Source organism: Schaedlerella sp., assembly GCF_056796775.1.
Map to the genome: position 1 here is coordinate 1 of NZ_JBQIKP010000004.1, position 19177 is coordinate 19177.

Consider the following 19177-nt stretch of genomic DNA (forward strand, 5'->3'; position numbering starts at 1 on the left):
CTCCATAATAAAGATTAATGCCGATATTTTTAAGAAAATATCCGCATCTATATGGTTTTTATGAAAATATCGGCATTAAAAAAATATCGGCATTAGGGACAAAATGCCGATATCGGTATTTTATCCCATCTGAGAAAATAAAGTGCTTTGAAAGCTGTTTGATCCAGAGAAAAGTCATTTGTGATCAAGGTTTCCGTAACACCGCTGGGAAGGGAAAAGCGCAGCACACGGACACGCATCCCTTCATATAAAGTGACCACCTGGTCGGTCACCCCATGCTCTTCGGAAGGGAGTGGGACTGCATCAATCTCCAGGTTGAATTTTGAGCGGAGCCGAAAAAGATAACGCGTATGGATATCATTTTCGATATAAGATATCAATTTTTTTGAAGCATATCCCCGATCGAAGATGAACATGGTGTATAATAGATCTGTCCGGCTTTTGCATCTGATGTGATCCATATGGCGTGCCGCAAGGGTACGTTCATCAATGCTCATGGGTTCAAGCAGGGCGTCAAGAATACGGTGGTTGAGCACATCATAGGCAATGCTGGCCATGGCAGTGGGAGAGTTTGCGCCTCTCCCAATACTGCCGTATTTGTGGAGAAGGGCTTTTCTGTTAGGCAAGGGAATCTTGGAACCATCAATCGCAACAGGCTGAATGCCCCATACCCCACCAAGACGGCGGTGATAGTCCAGGGATTCCGTACAGCAGAGGAAATCCAGGACATTTTCAAAGCATTCCTGGAAAATGGTGTGGCTGATACCAGCCCTTGCTTTGCTGAAAGCCTGCTGTGAGCAGTGGATGGTCTGTGAGATAGGATTCCCCATTTTCTTGCGTAAGTCAGAAAAGAACTCATCAAGCATGGAAGAAGTGGAACGCTTGACGCTTTTGAGGAGCAGTTCCATCATAGTCCAAAAGGGAAGCTTGCCACAGTTCCTGGTAAAAGCCCCTTTTCTGAGACGGGCCCTTTTAAGTACTTGAGGATCCGAAAGGGTATTGCAGATGATAGACGCGACAATTTCCATTAATTTCATAAGAAGAATCTCCTTTCAAAAAGTGTATAATCAAGGAGCTTCGCTGCAAAATTTTCGTAATTTGTCAATAGGTAAATATTACCAAAAATAGGGCGATATATTTGTGCAATATTAAGCAAGAAAAGACATGGAAACCTGAGTTAAGGAAAAGAAAAAGCGGTATGAGAAATATGCCATACCACTAAAAAGATGGAATAAATTTATCTGCGATTAAAAATCAAAAATACAAGATATTGTGGTTAGTAGGAAGAATAATATTTAAGTTGTTAACATTGATTTAATAGTATACTTACTAACGGATCGTTTGTCAAACAGTTTACAGATCGGATGGAGGAGATTTTGCACTCCCCTTAGATCGCGCGCCCGCCGGATACACCACGAAAAAGCTGCCATGTTCCTCACATGACAGCTTCCTCCTGATCTGTTATAAACCATTTCTGATCGCAATGCAGTATAATAGATCCTCTACACTCTCACCGCCGCATAATACCCTGTATTCATCGCGTCATAGATCTTCCCGACCTTCCCGCAGTCCCCGATGATATAGCACTCGTCCACCAGCTCCGCCAGCGTGTCCGCCTTTTCGCAAAGGGGCTTCAATCCCAGCGCGCACACCACCGTATCCGCTTCCAGAAGTAGCTCCTCTCCGTCCTTCTCACAGAGCACCCCTTCCGGCACCACGGCCTTGACCTTTGTATTCACATAACACTTAGCCGCCTTCTCCACCTCCGGCATCAGGCCGCCCCGGTAGAAGGAATTGACATCCTCCGCAATGGCCGGCTTCATCTCCACGATGGCGCATTCCTTCCCGTCATGGTGAAATCCGACGGCCGCTTCCGCTCCCACCAGGCCGCCGCCCATGATGACCACCTTCTGTCCCAGCTTTTCCGGATGCAGCTCCGCGTCGATCGCCATCACGACCTTCTCCGAATCCAGCCCCGGAATCGGCGGGCACAGTTCCTCGGAGCCAATCGCCACGAACAGCGCGTCCGGCGCAAATTCCTTCACATAGTCCGGCGTCGCTTCTGTTCCCAGCAGCACCTTCACCCCGGCACGCTCCACCCGGCGCTCCAGCACATTGCAGAGCTTCCGGATATCTTCCTTAAAATAAGCGGCTCCCGCCGGATGCAGGTTTCCGCCCAGCCTTTCCGATTTTTCCGCCAATGTGACCTCATGCCCCCGCCGGGCGGCAGTGATGGCTGCCTCCATCCCGGCCGGGCCGCCGCCCACGACCAGGATCTTCTTTTTCCGCTCCGGCTCCGCCTTCGGACATTTCGCCGCAAGCTGCTGGCCCATGGTGGGATTCACCATACATTTTACCATCTCCAGCTCCACGGTGGAACCGAAGCACTCGTAGTAGCGCAGACAGGGTGTAATGTCATCCGCGCGGCCCTCGTACGCTTTTTTCGGCAGATAGGGATCGGCCAGCACGGCCCTTCCGATCTCCACCGCATCGGCCTGCCCGGAGGCAATGATCTCCTCCATCTGGGCCGGGTCGTTTAAGGAGCCCACGCAGGCTACCGGGGTCTTCACATGCTTTTTGACGGCCGCCGCCAGATACACGTTGACCCCTCTCGGATAAAATGCGGAAGGATGGGTTCTGCAGAACATATCCGGGTCCTCATGGTTTCCGCAGGATACGTTGATCAGATCCACCTTGCCGTCGATCATCTCCGCCACCTTGATGCAGTCCTCCATCCCCAGACCGATATCCGTCAGGTCGTCCCCGGAGATCCTCGCCTCAATCGGGAAATGGGGCCCTACCGCATTTCTGACCGCCTCCACCGTCAGCAGGAAAAATCTGGCCCGGTTTTCCAGGCTTCCTCCAAATTCATCCGTCCTCTGGTTCATCACCGGGGATAAAAACTGGGAAAACAGCCATCCATGGGCCGCATGCACCTGCACCATATCAAATCCCGTCTCCTTGCACAGCTTCGCCGCCTTTCCGTAGGACTCGATGATCTCATAGATCAGCTCCCGGGGCATCTCCTGCACCTCTCCCATGGGTGTCACTTCATGGCTGGGGCCGTAGGCCACCTCGCAGGTTGCCACATCCCCGCCCACGCTGACCAGTCCGCCGTATTTTCCGCCGTGGGACAACTGGATATTGGCATAGGCGCCTGCGTTGTGGATGGCCCTCGCCGCCTCCGCCATGCCCTGGCGCACGCCGAACGCATCCAGCTGAAGCTGTTTGTTGTGGGACTTTCCGGTGGCCGAATGGATGATTGCCTCCCCATAAGTCACAACCGCCGCGCCACCTTCGGCCTTTTCCTCCAGATAAGCGATCATCTCCAGTGTAAAATGTCCGTTTAAATCGATCATGCTGGGGCTGGTGGGCGCACAGATGATGCGGTTTTTCATCCTGATGTTTCCGATCCTCAAAGGCGCAAACAGATGAGGATACAGTTCTTTTCCTTTGCTGCAGCTTTTTTCCGCCATGATTCCTTCCTTTCCGCGGTTTCCTCACATCCGGTACTGGTACTGGATGTCCAAAAGCCGGATTTCCTGCGCCAGCAGAACGCTTTCCAGCTCCAGCACGCCGTCCGTCACCTCCACGGTTTTCATCTCCATGGTAGGAACCGCCCTCTTTTTCAGATATTCAATCTCGTCCTTGGCAAGCCCTTTGGCAAATTCCAGCTTCCGCCAAAGTTCCTGCGCATTTCCGTTATCCTGGTTCACATAATAGATCTTCACCAGGTAATTTCCGTTTTTCATATTTTTCAGCGAAAATCTCAGTTCCAGCGGCTCCATATCCTCCAGGAACTGTTCCAGGTCGCCGATCTGGATCTCGTCCTCCTCGGTAAATACATACCGGGAAGAGAGTTTTTTATAATTATGACTGGCGATCACATACCGGCCCCTGCCGTTGGTCGTCACCATGCAGTTTTCGTCCTTGGCCATGACATACTGCTGCAGCCTGCCCAAAAACTGAAAGGCATAGAACGAGGGCTTCTTGATACCGTCCCTGGAGATCATGCCGGAGTCCCCGTTTAAGATGGACCCTGAATCATAGTACTCCGAATAGATATCCAGTCCGTGCCAATAGGCCATAAAATCCACACAGCCTTCCATCTCCATACAGGTTTTCATTATATAGGCTCCCTGCTCGCAGCTATCGTTGAGTATATTCCGGTTGGATACGGTAAAATTCCATTCATCAATGTGAATCTCCGGAACCTGAAAATCCACTTCTTCCATCATTTCCCGCAGGATCGCCACCTGATTTTTCATATAATGTCCGTCAATGGACTTCCTCCCGTACCGCATCCCGGATTCCACCAGAGCGATATACTGGAATGAGCAAAATGATATAAAATCCGGCCTGCATGCTCTCTGCTTCCAGATCTTAAAAATATCTCTGGCTACCGGAGTCTCATACCCAAGGATCAGCCCGGCGCCGCCCACCCGAACCTCTGGCAGGATCTGCTTAAATGTCCGGTAAATGACTTCAAAATAGCGGTAGTACTCCCCGTCCTCCCCGGTCATCTGAAGCTGCGGGTCATTCCAAAATTCAAAATACCAGCTTTCCACCTCATCCGCGCCGTATCGGTTCACCAGGTGCATACACAGCGTCCTTATGATCTCGCAGAACGTATCATAGGGGTAGATTCCGTCCTCCCGCTCCTCCTGCCGCAGACACCGCTCCGGCGTATAGAGAAAGAGCTCCGGTTTGTATCCCAGCTCAATATACGGCTTCATCTGGATATCCACCAGGAAATCCAGCACCAGGTCCAGCTTTCGGAAATTGTATCCCTCCCGCTCATCAAAACAGCTTTCACGGGTCAGCAGATTCCAGATCCTCGCATAGACCATCCCGGTTTCCCTCTGGATCTCCCGAAGCTGGTTCTGTACCGCCGACTGCAGGATGCAGTAGGCTTCTCCCACGTTGACCGCCTTATTCCACAGCATGTCTCTGCTCTCGTATGCGGCCGCGTCGGCCTCGCAGCCCTGGAAATGCTTTACCACCGGCTCCTGCCGGTTTTCCCTTAATTTCAGATATTCCTGGATTCGCTGCCGGTTCTTTTCCTCCTGCTCCGGAGTGGGCTCCGGCTCCTGGTTCACATTCTGGATCTTCTTCCGGTACTCACTGGGGGATTCCCCATGGATATCCCGGAATGCCTTGGTAAATGCCGCTGATGTGGGAAAGCCGTTGTCCAGCGCGATCCTGGTAATATTTTTATTTGTATAGATGAGTTCGTCTACAGCATGGAACAGACGAACGTTGTTCAGATATTCCAAAAAGGTCAGTCCCAGGTGTTTCTTTACATATTTTGAAAGGTATGCGTTGGACAGATACAGCTTTTCCGCCAGGTCATTCAGGCTGATCTGCCCCTGGTAATTGGCCTGGATATAGTTCTGGATCTGGCGCACCCGGACACGATCCTGGGAATTTTCCAGATTGACGCGCACGTCATCCGCCTTGACCATAAAATTGCTGGTCAGAAGATGCAGTGTCTCAAAATAAAGGGACTGCAGATGGAGGGAGCCCTTGTCTTCTTTTTCAAAATACCGCTCCAGAATCCGGTCCAGCAAAACCCGCATGTCCTGGTAGGCATCATTTTTATCCGCCGCCGTATTGCACCAGAACATGAGCTGCATGGTTCCCATATATTCTGCCAGCAGGTGGAAGTCGATCTCAAACCGGGCGCCGAACATTTCCCTGGTTACGGTAATGGCATGGCTCTTATTCGCGTTGACTACAATAAAATCACCATTTTTTAATATGTAGAGAGCATCATCAATCTGAATCTCCATTTCGCCCTTAAGCACATAGAGTATCTCCAGATTCTGATGGTAATGTGTTGATTTCTCCGGGCTTGTAAGAAAATAAAACTGCATCAGTTTTCTGTCGTTTTCCATGCCTTTACCTCTTCATTTCTACACTAGCTTCTTTTTTGTACAGAGTATCACCGCCGCTGCCGCTGCAGTCATCCCGATCACGGCCAGCAGATACACATGGGACGTGGCCGTCTCTCCAAAGATCAGTTTCGAAGCCGTATTTAAAACGGTGGGGGATATAAACTGTCCGAAACAGTTTCCGCAGGTCAGGCAGGCTGCCGCCATGGCCGTGGCCGCGGGTTTTACAGCGTTGGACACCTCCACCATGGCCGTCGGTATGAACATTCCCTGGGAAAATCCGCAGAAAACCGCTCCTGCAATGAGCATACCATAATTGGCCGGAAAAAGCATCACCAACAAACCGCCCACGGAAAAACTCAGCATTGCGATCGGAAGCGTATATTTCTTCGTGGCCTTTGTCACCGTCCCCAGGATCAGCCCCATGACGATCTGGGCCCCGGAAAATACGCCCGTCAGATTTCCGGATACCACCGTACTGCCTGCCAGGCTTCCGCCAAGGTGCATGGCGATGTTGGTGGAAAATGTAATCAAAAACAGCATTTCCAGCGCCCCAAGCGCCGTCACTGTCCAGACTCTTGGAGTCATCTCCAGCTTTTCCCCCTGTTCGGTTTTCACCGTCCCGGTATCCGGCAGGCAGAATGCGATCAAGAGCATGGAGATAAATCCGATGCTGTTGATAAAATAAGATTTTTCAAATCCAAATCCGCCCAGGAATCCGCCCACCGTCGTCACCACGACCATCCCGGCGCCTACGCTGGCCGCCTGGATGCCCATGACGGCTACCCGTTCGTCGCCTTCAGAAAATTCCGCCACAACCGCCGTATTCAATGCGATCGCCAGCCCCAGCGAGATGCCGTAGAGGGCCCGGGACGCAAACAGCAGCCAGAAGCTGTCCGCCAGAAAGGGGAGAAATCCGGTCACTCCGGCCACCAGCCCGGCAAATACCAGCAGCTTTTTCTTGCTGATCTTCATCACCAGAGCGCCGGAGATCAACGCCACCACGATGGAAAGCAGGGTCGGCGCCGTCACCAGCATCTGTACCATGCTCACCCCGGCCTCCGGGAAATGCTTCTGGATCGGGCCCAGCACCGGCGACACGCAGAACTGCAGCCCCTGGATGAAGGAAATGGCGACGATGGTAATGATGATCTTTATCTTGTCTGTTTTACTCAATTTCATATTTTTTTCACCCTGTTTTCTTCCTTATGCGAAGTCAAAGCCCTGGAAATTACAAACGCCGCTGTATGTTTTCACGGCTTCCTTTCCGTCCAGCACACGCCCGGCTCCTGCCGCCATGGCTTCCATCTCAAATTCTCCCGGATAGGCGCAGACCGGCGCGATCCAGCCGCAGGCTTCCTTCACCTGGTTTACCAGATCCTGGTTGTAGACCATTCCGCCTCCCAGCAGAATCCCGTCCACCTTGCCGTGCAGCACTGCCGCCATAGAGCCGATGCATTTTGTAATCTGGTAGATCATGGTATTCCACAGCATTTCGGCATAGGGATCGCCGTTTTCGGCACGCCTGGTCAGCTCCAGTGCATCCGAGATCCCGGTGTGGCTCACAAATCCGCCGCTTCTGGTGCAGAGCTTTTTCACCTCTTTTAAGTCTTTCCCTTCACAGTATTTCAGAAGATCCGCCGCACAGACACTGCCGCAGCGCGTGGGGGCCATGGGCCCTTCTCCGCCTACGATGTCAAATCCGTCCACCATCTTTCCGCCCCGGTGCGCAGAGATGGAGATCCCGCCTCCGATATGGCAGACTACAAAATTGCAGTCCTCATATGCCTTTCCCAGGCTTTCCGCATGGCGGATGGTCGTCTCTTTCAGGTTCAGTGCGTGGAGGTGGACCATCCGGTATACCCCTTTGATTCCGGTCATACGTGCCAGATCCTGGAGCTCGTCCACATCCGGCGGGTTTACCGTATACGCTTTTGCGCCGTACATATCCGCAAACTCCTTCGCAATGCTGGGGCCTAAGCATGCCGGATGGATCACCCCGTTGGCCGCGTGGATGGAATGATCCAGCACCAGTTCGTCGATGGCATAGGTGCCGCCGTCCATGGCAAGCAGTCCGCCGCCCCTTCCCACGCAGGCATCCAGCCCTCTCAGGTCGATCTGGTTTTCTTTCAAAAGCTGCCCGATCGTTTCCTTCCGATAGGCAAGCTGATCCGCAAGGGTCTCAAACTTCTCAAGAGCCCCGGCGTCATGGCTGACATTTGCGCAAAATACTTTTTTGTCCCCTTCAAACAGCGCAATCTTGGTCGATGTTGAACCGGGGTTCACCGTAAATACTTTATAATCACCCATGCTGCTCCTCCTGTGCCGCCGCGCGAATCACCAGCATGGCCACGTTTCCAAGCATCTCATCCACCGGCGCGCTTCTGGAGAAGTCGCATACCGGCTGCGCGAAGCCCTGGAGCACCGGCCCGTAGGCATTGGCATGGCCGAAGATCTGGATCAGCTTGACTCCGATATTTCCTGCATGGAGGTTGGGGAAGATGAGGACATTTGCCTTACCTGCCACTTCGCTCTCCCACTTAACCTTTTTGGCTGCCACTGCCGGGATGATGGCGGAATCCAACTGAAATTCCCCGTCCACCTTCACATCCGGACGGTATTCGCGCACCAGCTTTACCGCCTCCCGGACAACATCCAGGCTTTCATGCTCTGCGCTTCCGCAGGTGGAAAAGGACAGCATGGCTACCCGGGGCTCCCAGCCAAGCAGATTTTTTACGGTGTCTGCGGAAGAAATGGCGATGCCCGCCAGATCCTTTGCGTCAGGCTGGGCGGTAATGGCGCAGTCCGCCAGTCCCAGCATCTGCCCCTGGGGCCCGTCAAATCCCGGGATATCCGCAATCCCTAAGCTGGACACGCTCTCCACGCCTTCCTGCAGCCCTACGATTCCCATGGTTTCAAAAATCACATCTCCTGTAGAATATTCCTTTCCTGCAGCTACGCAGTCCACTTTATGCAGCTTTAAAAGGAACAGCGCGCAGCGCACCGGGTCTTTGGATTTCCTGGCAACCGCCTTGGCGGAAAAATCCTCATGTCCGGCCGTATATTCCTCTGCCAGCTTCAGGCGGTTTTCTTCCTCTGTATAATCAAAATAGTCGAATCCTGCTGTGGAGATCTGATGCTCCCCTGCCAGGCTTTCAATCGCTTCTGGCTTTCCCATCAGGACCGGAAAGCCAATCCCGGCCGCAGTGACCTGCTCCGCCGTGCGCAGGATATCCACATTCATAGCCTCCGGAAAAGCGACCCGCTTTGGGTTCTTTTTCGCTTTTTCCGTCATATTCTTGATAAATTCATTCATGATACTCTCTCCCTGAGAGCGGTCGGGAAATGCCATGTCTCCGCAGCAAATCGTGTACCTGTTTCATTCCCCGCCCGCCCCGATTCTATTATTCGTCAAGCAGCTCTGCTACATAATCCGCCGCTTCCCCGAAGGTCGCGCAGCGCTTGAAGTTCATATAAGGAACCTCCGCGTCAAATTCGTCCTCCAGAAATGTGGTCATCTGTGAATAATGTGCGGACTTGGGATTCATGGACGCAAATTCCGTATCTCCGTTCAGTGTAGATGCGTCTGCTCCCCAGATTTTGCTTGCTTTCTCGATGATCTTTGCCAATACTTCTTCTCTCATGATTTGATATTCCTTTCTTTTTTTATGTTCTATTCTCGGCCGGCATTCACACAGTTTTCCTCATTACCGGATGATAATGTCCCCATCCTGGAACCGGGGCGGGATCACCGGGATCTGCAGGAAGGACTCGTACTGTCCGCCTGTATAGATCAGGTGGTTGCCCTTGTTGTCAGACTCCCATCTCAGCGGCTCGAACCAGTCTTCACGGATATACCTTCCGGCAATCTGGACACGGATCTGCTGCCCCTTGTGGAAGAACCGGCTGGTGGGCACGATCTCAATATCTACAGGCACGATCTGGCCCGGCTCCAGCTTTTCATCGCAGGTGTGGGCCTGCACCGGATTGTAATCTGTGGACAGCTTTTCGTCCAGCTTCCGGCGGGACACACGCATCTTGCCCCACGCCCCCGGATGGTTCTCCCCGAACAAGGTGATCGGAAGAAATTCCCCTGTGGTGCTCAGCTTCTGGATGTTGACGAACAGATCCATGTCGTCGTAGCTTTCCGCCGCCACATAGAGCCTCAGCTTCAAGTATCCTGTCAGCTCCGTATCCTCTTCAAAGCGGTAATCGAAACACACCTCTCCGGTCAGACTGTCATAGCTTGCCTTTGCTTCCCCGGCCACAGGTTCTGCCTTCATGGAATTGTCGGACGCATCCAGGTACAGTTTTTCGTATCTGGTCCGTTTCAGCGGGAAGGACTCTTCCGGACGGTTGGTCTGGTAGTTGAACTCTCCCACATCCTGAACCTCGATCCTGACCTTCGGAGTCAGCTCCCAGCCGTTGCGCTCCAGCTTTAAATATCTGGCATAGAATTTTTCCAGATCCTGAATGTTCTCATTGCTATATGCGTCCGGCCACTCGAAATTCCTGTGGGCACGGAGCCATTTCCGGCGGGATTTGCATTTCCGGAATGCGTTGATGGAGCCCCGCAGGTGCAGGTGATTCCAGCATGCCGTCTGGTATACCGGGATCTTCACCTTCCCGAAGTCCGGTTCCTTGTCCTTCCAGTACGTGCAGTTGACAAACGGATATTTTTCCAGGTTCAGCGGCGTGTTGTCTATGTAGTTAATTCCGCATGCCTCACGCATCACAAAGCCTACAAACGCTTTTGCCGGAATCCCGCCTTCGCACAGAGATTCCCGGTACATATCCGTGGTGGACTCCCATGGCGCAATACATGCCAGGTGGGGCGGCTGCTGAGCGGCGATCCTCCACTGGGTCATTGCCACACAGCTGTTGCCCGCCAGTCCGCATCTTCCGTTGCACCAGTCCTGGTCAGCCGCCCACTCAATGAAGTCATAACCGTCTTTTCCGTCCTGGGTACCGAACTGTACAAAGTCCCCTTCCGAATGTCCGATCCCTCTCGGGTCTACATTTGCCACCGCATAGCCGTGGCGGCACCAGTAACCCGGGTCCGGGCTCTCGAATTTGGACATGTCCGACACGGTGTGGGGAGGAACCCCCATGATCTGCCACTCTGCCTGTCCCTCGAATGGACGCTTGCCGTAAAAGCTCCAGGAAATGATCAGGGGATATTTTCCCTCTGCCTCGGGCTTGTAAATATCCACATAGATCGTCACGCCGTCACGCATCTTCACCGGAATGTCCTGCATACAGATGATCCCTTCCTCCGGGCTGTAGGTCCGCTGGTTCAACGCCGGCTGGATCTTCGCGCGCTCCCGCTCCTCCAGGGACATTGCCTCAAATTCTTCCCGCGTGCAGGGAGTCATCATCTTTGTCATGACAATCTCCACCTGTTCCCCGCTCATATCCACGGTTTTCGTAATTCTTTCTACTTCTCCCATGTTTGGAAACCTCCTCGTTTTTCTTTTCCTTACTGATTCTATTTTAGAAAAATCAGACGAAAAACAACAGAACACTTTTCCGGTTTGTGTTCAAATTGTACAGATTTCAGAAATGTGTCTAACTGCCCCGGCCGGTTTTTCCGAATGAATGAGTTGGGTTGGATGTTCAAAGAGCATCCAACCGTACAGGTGGAACATCTTCCGCTGACAGCTCCTGTATACCATGGAATCAAAAACGGACGCTGATTTCCATCCATGTCCTCTTTTGGAACATCCCGGAAATCAGCGTCCGTCTTCTGGGTAATATAACATTTTGATTGTAAAAACCGAATCCTTCCAAGCCCCTCCATATGGGTCTGTCAAACCGGCGTCTTGTCCCCGGTCTTTGCCGCGATCATCTGCTTATAGGTCATATATCCCGCCCCTACCCGCATGGTGTTCAGGAGGTTCACCACCTCTTCAGCCGTCAGTGCGTTTTCCCCCTCCGATTCCAGCCAAAGCCGCGCGGACAGAAAGTGCAGTTCCGCAACGGTCCTGACAAAATACCCCCGCAGCTCATCCCGGGGCAGCCCGTCATTGTCCATCATGGCTTCGATGTATTCATTCAATATATTTTTCAGCTTTTTCACAAAATAAGGATCGCCGTTGTGGGGATCAAGCAGCGCTTCCATGGCCGTCTTATGGGCCCTGCAGAAATCGAACCAGAACAGCAGAAGGGGCGGCGGCTCAATCTCATACCTGTCAATAAATTCTTCTATTGGGAACGGCGGCCTTGGATTTCCGGACAATTCCTTATATTTCCTCGACATTTCCTGCAGGATGGAATCCTGGATCTGTTCCATCAGTTCATAGATGTCCCCATAATATTGATAGAACGTCCCCCTGGTGATATTCGCCCGGGAACAGAGCTCCTTTACCGTGATCCTGTCCCACTTTTTTTCAAAAATCAGATTCAGATACGTCTGTTCGATCCGCTTCCTTGTCTGCTCCGACCTGGAGCCTTTTGCATTCGAAATCATTTCCTGCATGGCCATTCTCCTTTATCTGTTTGGGGAACCTGTTTTCACGTCATTTTCTCCTCTATGCTAACATTTTTTCGCCCCATTTTCAATTCTGTGTCCGTACTTTTTTGCATCCTGAAGATTTTTACTTGTTTTTTCTGATTTGCAGATATAAAATATGGATAGCTACCGAAAGGAGGAGCCTCTGCCATGACTTACGGCATCGGAACCGATATTTTAAAAATCAGCAGCATAGCCAAAAGTGTCGCCGACTTAAACGATCCCTTTGTTCGGAAAACCTATACCCCCGGCGAGGTTGCGCTGATCACCTCCCGGCCGGTCCCGCTCAACAGCTTTGCCACCAGGTTCGCCGGCAAGGAAGCGGTCTTTAAATCCCTGAACCTCCATGGGAATGACATCCGTCTCAATGAGATCGAGATCCTGGAAAACGAGAACGGGCAGCCTACAGTCACCCTCCACGGGAATGCCCTGCGGCTGGCAGAGCAAAAAGGAATTTCCCGGATTCTGGTCTCCCTCTCCTACGATACGGATTACGCCGTTGCTTATGCCTCTGCGCATAAAAACTTTCCACCTGTACGGTTGCAATCCATAATCTCAGTTGGTGTTAGTCAAAAAAAGTGTTGGTTCTAATTTTTTGCTTGAACGCAAACACTTGTTCTGATATAATTAGATTATCACAAAGACTTACGGGGGATAATCTTATGGAAAACAAAATAAATACACTCTTTGACTATATCAAAACATTATCTGAATCTGATCTGGATCGGATTATTAAATTTGTACTTGGCATTGTTTTCGTAAATCAGCAATCTGAATCCCTGCCAGATTGTCCGTATTGTGGCGGCTCACATGTTATCAAGCACGGCCACAAGAATAAAAAACAGCGCTTTATGTGTTATGATTGTAAACGAACCTATATGCATACAACAAATACCTTGATGGCCAATTCCCATTACACGCAATCTGTGTGGATTGATTTTATACAAGATACACTTTATGGGAAAACTTTGGATGAATCTGCAAAAAAATATGGATTTTCCCATCAAACATCTTTCAATATGCGACATAAAGTGCTTATGGCGTTACAAGATTTTTTTGAAAAAAATCCCGTGCTCCTTTCCGACATTGCTGAATTGGATGAAACATTTGTCCTTGACTGTTATAAGGGAGGCCCGGTTCCGGAATCAGCAGGCCGTGAAGCGCGTAAACACGGCGCAAAAGCGGCCAAACGTGGGATTTCAAATGAATATATTTCCATCTGTACGGGCGTCCAGCGTGATGGCGGTGTAATTGCCGCGAGCGTAAACAGGGCAAAACCATCCAGTAAAGAACTCGAAGGAATATTTCGAGGACATATAGCGGAGTCTACCCTTGTGCTTACAGATGGACTGCGTAGTTATCATGTACTCGAAACGCTGGCAGACTGCACAGTTGTAGATATCAATCGTGAAGAACATCATGGATTTTTTAACCTTAATACAGTCAACAGCTTACATTCATTTATCAAAGAGACATATAATCATTATCGTGGTGTTGCTACGAAGTATATCAACCGTTATAATGCTTTATTCTCGATTGCGTTTCGATGCGCAAGTAATCTGAAGGATACATTGCTCTCATCCTTGGGCACAGTCGGACAAGAATGCTATTGGCACAGCATAAAAGATGTCCGTAATTGGCAGTTGTTGTTGATTTAAGAAATTACCAACACTTTTTTTGACTAACACCTCTCAGTTTTATGCAATTCATTGCAATAAAACTGAGATTATGGATTAGCAACCTACTCTTGAATGAGCAAAAAAACGGCTGCGTTAGCAGACGTAAGAGTGCGTCAGCACGGTTTTTGCGAATGGATGAGTAGGTTGGAGGCTCTTTAGAGCATCCAACCGTACAGGTGGAAAACTTTCCCTAATTCCATCTTATCATTTTGCTTGGAGATGACGATATAAATATGGACTTTCACGTAAAAGCTGCAAGTGAAAGCAAGAGCTTCAATATTTTTACATAAGGAGACTATAGTTATGAAAAAAGTGATCCAAAATTTAAAAATCAGCCAAAAGCTCTATGTCCTTGTAGGCGTCGCACTGATCGGGATGCTGATAATCGGGGGCATGTCATTCAGCCTGATGGGCAAATTGAATGAGAAAACAAGTGATATCTCCACAAGCTGGCTTCCCAGCGTTGACACGGCCAGAGATATGGATACGACCATTTCCTATATCCGTCTCAACGAGCTGGCGTATCTCACCGCCGTTTCTTCGGAAAAGGAGGAATCCAGCCTGCAGTATCTGGAGAGCGAAAAAAAAGAGATGAATAACCTTCTTGCCAAATACGGCGGCCTGATTGATCCGGAAGAAACCCCATATTATGAAGCCGCTCAAAAAGCATGGAGCGAGTATGCCAAGGCGGATGAGGAACTGCTTGCTCTCGCAAAGCAGGGCAGAATCGAACAGGCCCGCAGCCTTCTGGACGGCGAATGTGTCGGACTTTACAATGCGGTAACCGGCGCCCTTGCCGATATCATCGCATATAATACGGAAGGCAGCAATTCCGAGACCCAGGAGAGTATTTCTCTTTACAGAACCGCGCTCCTTTCCCAGGCTGCCGTCATGATTATCATTATTATCATCGGCGTGTACTTTTCCTTTATAATCATACGTGGGATCAAGTTTCCCTTATTTGAAATTGAGCAGGCCGCTACGAAGATGGCGCAGGGTGACCTGGATATCCATATTTCCTATGAGTCGAGAGACGAGCTGGGCGACCTTTCCTCACAGGTACGCAGGCTGATCCGCAAGCTTCAGGCCATCATTGAAGATGAAAATAAATTTCTGGCGAAAATGGCTTCCGGAGATTTTACCATAGATTCCGCCTGCGCCGAGGAGTATACCGGCGGTTTCCGTCCTCTTTTGGATTCCTTCCGCACGATCTCTGAACGGCTGAATGACACCATGCTTCAGATCAGTTCCAGCTCTGAGCAGGTGGCAAACGGTTCCGAGCAGGTATCCAGCGGAGCCCAGGCGCTTTCCCAGGGTGCGACGGAACAGGCCAGCTCCGTGGAAGAGCTTGCCGCCACAGTGACCGAGATCTCGAACCGCGTCAAGCAAAATGCGGAGCACGCCAGAAAGGCCAACTCCATGGCGGATACGGTCAGTGATGAGATGAATACAAGCAACCAGAAGATGCAGGATATGATTCAGGCTATGAACGATATCAGCCATAGTTCCGATGAGATCGGCAAGATCATCAAGACCATCGAAGATATTGCGTTCCAGACCAACATCCTGGCTCTGAACGCAGCGGTGGAGGCAGCCCGCGCGGGAGACGCCGGAAAAGGCTTCGCCGTTGTGGCCGATGAAGTCCGCAACTTAGCAAGCAAGAGCGCCGATGCTTCCCACAGTACGGCTTCCCTGATCGAAAATTCCCTGCAGGCAGTAGCCAGCGGAACACAGATTGCGGACGAAACCGCAAAATCTCTGAGAGAAGCGGTGGAAGGCGTCAACGCGATGCACGATATCATCTCCCAGATCTCCGAGGCCAGCAGCACACAGGCAGACGCCATCTCCCAGATCTCCATGGGGATCGAGCAGATTTCCAGCGTGGTGCAGACCAACTCCGCAACCGCCCAGGAAAGCGCCGCGGCCAGCCAGGAGCTGTCCGGCCAGTCCCAGCTCATGAAGAGCCTGGTTGGACGATTCCGCCTGAAAAACGGCAGTCATCGTTAAATGTCAAAATACTTCCAGCTGTCGGATTGGCAGCCGCACAGCCGGAAATACTTTCAAGGGACGCTCTCGCAGGGGAAAGCGTCCCTTTATTGCAATTGACAGTCGGATCAGCCCTAGTGTACTGACCGCATTATATCCGGTAAAACTCCGCAGGATAATTTTTCATCGGCAAGGCGACTGAATGAGGCGATGTGGTTACTGTTGTCACAAGGAGGGACCCGCTTGCGGGAGGATTCCTTATGACCTGATCGTCGATTGAAGTCAACGCAGTCCGATGGAAAATTAGACAAGGAGGTTTATTGGAATATAATGCGGTCAGTACACTAGTACAATGTTGCATTAATAATTGAGTAATAAGCGCTCGCTGTCCATGCCATTACTGCGTTGGAGTCAGTCAACGATGCTACCGGCATCGCCTCCTTCCTCCGCCTTGTACTGACATGAACAGCGAACGCTTATTACTTCAAAATTAATGCAACATTGTACTAGTATTGATACCGAATATCCAGCGCCTTGATCTCATGTGGCGCCAGCTTCGCCTCCACCCGGAGCACCCCGTCCTCCGCCTTGAGCCTGCGCAGCTCCACCCTGGGCATAGCGCTGCGGCGCATGTAGTCGATCTCCCCTTTTGACAGATTTCTGATATACTCCATATCCTTCCAGGTATTCTGCACGCTTCCGTTGTCCTTGTTTACATAGAATACCCGCATCAGATAATCCCCGTCTTTCACATTCCGGATCTCGAATTTCAAGTGAACCGCCTCCAGGTCTTCGTACAGCTCGTCCATCTCCTCAATCCGGATGTCCTTCTCCTCCTTCATGGCATACCGGTAATTGAACTGCTTGCAGTTGTGGCATACAATGGAATAGGTGCCTCTGCCGTTGGTGGTCAGCAGGGCGTTTTCCGTCTTTCCCAGCAGTCGGGACTGGGCGAAATGCAGGAAATGGAAGGCGTAGAACGACGGCTTCTTGATCCCGTCCCTGGTCAGCAGCCCGTTGTCCCCATACAGGACGCCTTCCGTATCAAAAAATTCCGTATGCAGGTCTGACCCGTGCCAGTACCCCATCATATCCACATTTCCAATGGACTCAATGCAGGTTTTCATCACATAGGCTCCATGGGCGCAGCTGTCATTGATGCAGTTCCGGTTGGAAATGGTGAAGTTCCACTCCGTAATATGCAGTTCCTCCGGCACAAAGTCCTCCTCCGCCAGGATCTTTTTAAAAATATCCACCTGATTTTTTACAAAATTGTGATCCAGCGAACGCTTCCCGAAATACATGTTATTCTGCTGGATCAGCTCATAGGAGTAGGCGTACACGCTGATAAAGTCCGGACGGATCTGCCGCTTTTTCCAGTTGCTGATCAGATCCCGGTACTGATGCCGGTCATATCCCATGGCAAATCCTGCGCCGCCCACCCTGATCCTGGGCGAAATCTGCTTCAAAGCCTTGTATCCGATCTCAAAGCAGTCGAAATACCATCCGTTTTCGTCCAGCATGTTCATCCGCTCGTCTTTCCAGAGTTCAAAATACCAGGTCTCGATCTCCTCCAGCCCGTACCGGTTGATCAGGTGGGCCGCCAAATCCTGCATCACCTTCTCATAGCTTTCCCGCTCGTGGAAAATGATGTCGTTCTCCTTCTGGGCCAGGGTGGAATTGATGGTATAACTCACATGGATCGGTTTGAAGGACAGCTCGATATACGGCTTCAGCCTGTGATCCACGAGAAAATCCAGCCCCCGGTCCACCCGGCTGAAATTGTAGTGCCACCCTTTCTCCTCGTCCTCATCGTACATGTCTCCCACGAAGATGTTCCAGATCCGGACATAGGAAAATCCCAGCTCCTCCTGCATAAGCAGAATCTGCTGCTGCATGCTGCTGTCCAGAAGTGATTCCACCCGCCCGATGTTGATGATCTTGCACCAGTTTTTGGTGTATTCCTTCGTCTTCAAAGCGTCCACGGTAAACAGGCTGATATTTCTGGCCGCGACGGTGTCCTCCACCGTAACGCTGCCTGCCAGATAGTCCTTCACCCTCTGCCCCACTTCCTCCTGCTGTCCGGCTGCATCCATATCCTCCCGTTCCTCCTGCCGCACGCTGGTCCGGTAGGCGGAGGGCGTCATATGGTAAATGTCCCGGAATGCCTTGTTGAAGGATGCCGATGTGGGAAAGCCGTTGTCCAGCGCGATTCTTGTGATCTTCTTCTCCGTATACAAAAGCTCGTCCACCGCATGGAACAGCCGGATATTGTTCACATATTCCAGAAAGCTTAGACCGAACCGCTTCTTGATATACTTGGACAGATAGGCGTTGGACAGGTACAGTTTTTTTGCCAGGTCATTGAGGCTGATCTGCTTCTGGTAATTGGCCTGCACATAATTCTGGATCTCAAACACCCGGGAATTGTCCGGCGACACCTGTTCTTTCAGCCGGTTATCGTCCGCCTTGATCATAAAGTAGCTGGTCAGCAGATACAATACCTCGTAATAAATGCTGTTGAGATACAGAGCACCTTCCTTTTCCTTGTCATAGTACCGGTTCAGCATCCGGTCCAGCACCTTTTTCAGTTGTTCGTAAGCCTCGCTTTTGTCCGCCGCGGAATTGCACCAGAACAAAATCTGGTTCGTCCCCAGATATTCCACCAGTATCGAAAAATTCATCTGGATGCTGACTATGAGCAGGTCTTTTCGTGTCTCCCGCAGGGAATGCCGCTTGTTGGCGTTCACCAGCAGAAATTCCCCTTTTTGCAGCTCCTGGGTCTCCGATTCGATCTCCAGCTCCAGAGCGCCCTCCAGCACATAGATGATCTCGGGGTTCTGGTGGAAATGCGTATTCTGTATTTTTCTCGTATCAAACTCAAAGTCCATGACTGAACGTATATTTTCCATGTTCTGTACCTTTCCTGTGTTTATTCCAGCCATTCTACCTTACAGGCATGTTCTTTTGTTTCTCTGCTGTAGCCGATTCCGACGGCCAGCAAGCATGTCAAGCGCCTGGGGGATCTATCGTCTCGTTGACCAGGCCGATCAATCCGCTTTTGTCAACATGTGTCATTTCTGATCCCGGCAAATCCACTATTTCCT

At 51.0% G+C, this 19177-nt stretch carries 13 protein-coding genes; 3 read left to right on the top strand and 10 right to left on the bottom strand.

The window, feature by feature from the left end:
• Positions 1 to 92: 92 nt before the first annotated feature.
• From ACTOY7_RS03160 to ACTOY7_RS03200, 9 genes are all read right to left on the bottom strand, one after another.
• Positions 93 to 1037: a transposase gene (locus ACTOY7_RS03160; RefSeq protein WP_482671637.1), complete on the bottom strand. Its 945-nt coding sequence runs from the start codon at positions 1035 to 1037 to the stop codon at positions 93 to 95.
• A 465-nt stretch (positions 1038 to 1502) separates the two neighbouring features.
• Entirely contained in the window at positions 1503 to 3476 is a 1974-nt protein-coding gene (locus tag ACTOY7_RS03165) for an oxidoreductase (RefSeq protein ID WP_482671636.1), read from the bottom strand.
• A 24-nt stretch (positions 3477 to 3500) separates the two neighbouring features.
• Positions 3501 to 5897, bottom strand: a complete 2397-nt coding sequence (locus ACTOY7_RS03170; protein ID WP_004082712.1) for a GH39 family glycosyl hydrolase — start codon at positions 5895 to 5897, stop codon at positions 3501 to 3503.
• Between the two features lie 18 nt (positions 5898 to 5915).
• On the bottom strand, positions 5916 to 7076 hold the full coding sequence (locus ACTOY7_RS03175) for an MFS transporter (protein ID WP_482671635.1): 1161 nt from the start codon (positions 7074 to 7076) through the stop codon (positions 5916 to 5918).
• Between the two features lie 24 nt (positions 7077 to 7100).
• Entirely contained in the window at positions 7101 to 8204 is a 1104-nt protein-coding gene (buk, locus tag ACTOY7_RS03180) for a butyrate kinase (RefSeq protein WP_482671634.1), read from the bottom strand.
• On the bottom strand, positions 8197 to 9210 hold the full coding sequence (locus ACTOY7_RS03185) for a phosphate acyltransferase (RefSeq protein WP_125126210.1): 1014 nt from the start codon (positions 9208 to 9210) through the stop codon (positions 8197 to 8199). The genes buk and ACTOY7_RS03185 overlap by 8 nt, the downstream gene beginning before the upstream one ends.
• Before the next feature lie 88 nt (positions 9211 to 9298).
• The gene (locus ACTOY7_RS03190; RefSeq protein WP_004082720.1) at positions 9299 to 9538 is read right to left on the bottom strand and encodes an acyl carrier protein; all 240 of its coding nucleotides are present in this window, start codon (positions 9536 to 9538) and stop codon (positions 9299 to 9301) included.
• 63 nt (positions 9539 to 9601) lie between these two features.
• Complete coding sequence (locus ACTOY7_RS03195; RefSeq protein ID WP_482671633.1) at positions 9602 to 11344, bottom strand: CocE/NonD family hydrolase; 1743 nt, start codon at positions 11342 to 11344, stop codon at positions 9602 to 9604.
• 359 nt (positions 11345 to 11703) lie between these two features.
• Complete coding sequence (locus ACTOY7_RS03200) at positions 11704 to 12372, bottom strand: TetR/AcrR family transcriptional regulator (RefSeq protein WP_004082724.1); 669 nt, start codon at positions 12370 to 12372, stop codon at positions 11704 to 11706.
• A 183-nt stretch (positions 12373 to 12555) separates the two neighbouring features.
• Between ACTOY7_RS03200 and acpS the strand changes: the two genes are divergently transcribed.
• From acpS to ACTOY7_RS03215, 3 genes are all read left to right on the top strand, one after another.
• The gene (gene acpS, locus ACTOY7_RS03205; RefSeq protein WP_482671632.1) at positions 12556 to 12996 is read left to right on the top strand and encodes a holo-ACP synthase; all 441 of its coding nucleotides are present in this window, start codon (positions 12556 to 12558) and stop codon (positions 12994 to 12996) included.
• 71 nt (positions 12997 to 13067) lie between these two features.
• Positions 13068 to 14063: an IS1595 family transposase gene (locus ACTOY7_RS03210; protein WP_482672660.1), complete on the top strand. Its 996-nt coding sequence runs from the start codon at positions 13068 to 13070 to the stop codon at positions 14061 to 14063.
• Between the two features lie 324 nt (positions 14064 to 14387).
• Positions 14388 to 16091: a methyl-accepting chemotaxis protein gene (locus ACTOY7_RS03215; RefSeq protein ID WP_004082728.1), complete on the top strand. Its 1704-nt coding sequence runs from the start codon at positions 14388 to 14390 to the stop codon at positions 16089 to 16091.
• A gap of 485 nt (positions 16092 to 16576) precedes the next feature.
• Here the strand turns inward: ACTOY7_RS03215 and ACTOY7_RS03220 are convergent, their stop codons facing one another.
• Positions 16577 to 18982, bottom strand: a complete 2406-nt coding sequence (locus ACTOY7_RS03220) for a GH39 family glycosyl hydrolase (protein WP_482671809.1) — start codon at positions 18980 to 18982, stop codon at positions 16577 to 16579.
• Between the last annotated feature and the right edge of the window lie 195 nt (positions 18983 to 19177).